This is a genomic window from Liquorilactobacillus vini DSM 20605 (assembly GCF_000255495.1).
GTDB lineage: Bacteria > Bacillota > Bacilli > Lactobacillales > Lactobacillaceae > Liquorilactobacillus > Liquorilactobacillus vini.
This window is the reverse complement of the sequence record NZ_AHYZ01000109.1, coordinates 1-2,931: the sequence shown is the minus strand read 5'-3', so window position 1 is coordinate 2,931 and position 2,931 is coordinate 1. Positions and strand designations below refer to the sequence as shown.

General features: G+C 39.5%; 4 protein-coding genes and 1 pseudogene. 1 reads left to right on the top strand and 4 read right to left on the bottom strand.

The window, feature by feature from the left end:
- Positions 1-231, top strand: a pseudogene (locus tag ON15_RS12015) (IS30 family transposase); the annotation flags it as partial.
- A 110-nt stretch (positions 232-341) separates the two neighbouring features.
- Here the strand turns inward: ON15_RS12015 and ON15_RS06805 are convergent.
- The 4 genes from ON15_RS06805 to ON15_RS06790 all read right to left on the bottom strand — a co-directional run bounded on the left by ON15_RS06805 (position 342) and on the right by ON15_RS06790 (position 2,887).
- Positions 342-578: a Veg family protein gene (locus ON15_RS06805; RefSeq protein WP_010580740.1), complete on the bottom strand. Its 237-nt coding sequence runs from the start codon at positions 576-578 to the stop codon at positions 342-344.
- Between the two features lie 92 nt (positions 579-670).
- Positions 671-1,561, bottom strand: coding sequence for a 16S rRNA (adenine(1518)-N(6)/adenine(1519)-N(6))-dimethyltransferase RsmA (gene rsmA / locus ON15_RS06800; protein ID WP_010580739.1), 891 nt, complete (start codon positions 1,559-1,561; stop codon positions 671-673).
- Complete coding sequence (rnmV, locus tag ON15_RS06795) at positions 1,554-2,120, bottom strand: ribonuclease M5 (RefSeq protein WP_010580738.1); 567 nt, start codon at positions 2,118-2,120, stop codon at positions 1,554-1,556. The genes rsmA and rnmV overlap by 8 nt, the downstream gene beginning before the upstream one ends.
- A complete protein-coding gene (locus ON15_RS06790; protein WP_010580737.1) occupies positions 2,117-2,887 on the bottom strand; it encodes a TatD family hydrolase in 771 nt (256 codons plus the stop codon). Before ON15_RS06790 ends, rnmV begins: the two co-directional genes overlap by 4 nt.
- Between the last annotated feature and the right edge of the window lie 44 nt (positions 2,888-2,931).

The following is a 2,931-nucleotide window of genomic DNA, read 5'->3' as shown; positions in this document are numbered from 1 at the left end:
TTTGGTATTCCGTTTTATTTTCCCGATCCACATGCACCATGGCAACGTGGATCAAATGAAAATACCAATGGACTCATACGTGAATACTCGCCTAAAGGACAAAGCTTAGATAACAAGACAAACGATGAAATCCAGGAAATAGTCAACAAATTAAATTTTCGTCCCAAAAAATGTTTGGGTTGGCGAACACCATATGAGGTCTATTTTAGTAAAGTGTTGCATTTAATTTGACAATTCAAGATACTAAAAAAGCTTTGAACAAAACAAAAATTTATGCAAAAAAAAAGCTCCGCTCCCCCAGCGTAAGCCTAAAAACTAATTTTACTAGCAACCAGCAAGTTCTATTCGCCAAAATTGAGTTGAACATTTTTGGTCAAAATATCAGTATAACTGTAAGATACGCGTTCAAATGAATTTTCTTTTTGATTTAATTCAATTACAAAAACCGCTGGATAAGTTTCCCGCAAAATTCCGTGACGGCAAATTGTCTTTTTGCGACCGGCTTGGACCTCTACCGTTAATGGCTTCCCAAGGTATTCATCTAGTTTGTTTTTAATTGCTGCAATCGTTACTGGCATAATTAGTCAACCTCCTGTGAAACAATGATAGCATAGTTTCACAAAATTTGCAATTATACCACACTACCTAGTAAAAATTCAAATGAAATTTGTTAGAAAAGATTATTTTTTTCTAACAAATTCGTTAAATTAATAAATTGGCTGATCGTCAATTCTTCAGGGCGACTCGTTGGTAAAATTTGCAAAGTTTCTAAACTAGCCAATATTTTCATCTTGGTAGTTTCATCTTTACCACACAAGCTTTGCAAGTTGTTTTTCAAATTCTTGCGTCGATGTAAAAAACAACCTTGAACTACACGGCTAAAAGCGGTGGAAGAAAGTAACGGCGGATAAACTTGTGTTGCTTGCGTTAATTTAATAACAGCTGAATCGACTTTAGGCTGTGGAACAAATGAAGTTTTCGGAACCTTAAGTGCTAGTTCAACCTTTCTTTGATGCTGGACTAAAACTGATAAAGCCCCATAAGCTTTAGTTTGCGGTACAGCTGCTAACCGCTCGGCCACCTCTTTTTGCATCATTACCACGATAACTGATAAAGCAACTGGTTGTTGCAATAAAAACTTGATAATTGGGCTGGTAATATAATATGGCAAATTAGCAACCACTTTAATTTGTTGATGTCCCGGCAAATATTGATCGATCAATTCTGCTAAATTGGCCGTTAAAATATCTTGCTGCAAAATGGTAATATTTTGGTAATCTGCTAATGTTTCAGCTAACACCGGCAACAAACGCTGATCAACCTCTAGCGCTAAAACTCGGCGCGCTTTTTGAGCTAATTGCTCGGTTAAAGCACCGATTCCCGGTCCAATTTCAATCACATCGTCATCTTGTCCAATTTCGGCCACCGCGACCATTTTTTGTAATAAAGCCAAATTTGTCAAGAAATTTTGGCCTAAGCTTTTTTTGAAATTTAAATTATACGCTTCAACGATTGCTTTCGTCCGAAGCGGTGTTGCAATTGCCGGTTTCTGATTAACCATGCTTTTTTTCCTCCTGATCAAGCTGAGCAACAGCCGTTTGAAACTTTTCTGGGGTAATTTGGAATAAGTTTAAGCGCTCATATAAACGTTTGCCATTAGTATAGCCAATTTGCAAGATCTCACCTAACCGCGCCCTTCGAGATTTAGCTGCATAGCCAGCCGTTAAATGAGCTTGTTGAAGCATTGAACGGGTAATCAAAGGCTGCGCAGCTGGCCTTTCTGTGTAAACATTGGCGAGGGCTTGACGAATTGCTGTGACTGAAGCATGTTCAACTCCCAAACTGCCTTTTTTACCTGGGATAGCTTGCTGTTTCGTTAAGAAAGCATGCTTAACTCCGGGAACCTGTTGGGCGATTGTCTGTCTGATTTTTTCACCTGAAAAGTCCGGATCAGTAAAAACAATGACGCCACGTCTTTTTTGCAATAAGGCGATTTGTTGCAGACAGCTTGGACTGATTGCTGAGCCATTGGTTTCTAATGTGTCAGCTTTGACTGCCAGTTTGATTCTTTTGGTGTCATCTTTTCCTTCGACGACGATAACTTCTTTAATATTCTTCATGATTTGATCCTTAAAAATTTAATTGTGTTCTGATAAGTAATCGCTGCTAGCTCTCTAGCCGATATTTGCCGCAAATTCGCTAAATATTCTAACGTCAAGCGGGTAAAGCCGGGTTCATTTTGCCGGCCACGATAAGGTTCTGGTGCCAAATAAGGTGCATCAGTTTCAACTAAGACTCGCTCAAGCGGCGTGGCTAAAAAAGCTTTTCGAACAACAGCAGCATTTTTAAAAGTTACAACTCCGCTAAAGGATAAATACATTCCCAAATCTAAGAACTTTTGTGCCCACTTTTCATCCCCATTAAAGCTGTGCATTACGCCACCAAATTCTGCTATTTGAGCTGCTTTTAAAAGCTGGTAAGTATCCGCAAAAGCATCGCGATTGTGAATACTAACTGGCAAATGCAATTGGCGTGCTAACACCAGCTGCCGCCGAAAGACTTGCTGTTGAACTAGATGTGAAACCTGGCAATGATAATCCAAGCCAATCTCTCCCAAGGCCTTCATCCGCGATGCTTGCAAGGCTTGCTTTAATCTTTGTTCTTCAATGTCATCATAACGCTTCGCATCTTCCGGATGACAACCAGCTGCACCATAAATCTGCGGAGTTAAAGCAAACAAGGCTTGCAAACGCCGTAAACTAGCATGATCTCCAGCTAAAACCAGCATTGAGGTAACCGAAAAAGCTTGTGCACGTTCAATCACGTCTGGTAGATCATTAGCAAAGGCCAAATCATTGATATGCGTATGTGAATCAAAAATATCCATTTGTCCTCCCCAAATTTAAAACTACAATAAATAAAGATCTTCCC

Bases quoted from the DNA above. Each gene is read 5' to 3' on its own strand.
- ON15_RS06805 (WP_010580740.1), bottom strand. From the start codon at position 578: ATGCCAGTAACGATTGCAGCAATTAAAAACAAACTAGATGAATACCTT.
- rsmA (WP_010580739.1), bottom strand. From the start codon at position 1,561: ATGGTTAATCAGAAACCGGCAATTGCAACACCGCTTCGGACGAAAGCA.
- ON15_RS06790 (WP_010580737.1), bottom strand. From the start codon at position 2,887: ATGGATATTTTTGATTCACATACGCATATCAATGATTTGGCCTTTGCT.
- rnmV (WP_010580738.1), bottom strand. From the start codon at position 2,120: ATGAAGAATATTAAAGAAGTTATCGTCGTCGAAGGAAAAGATGACACC.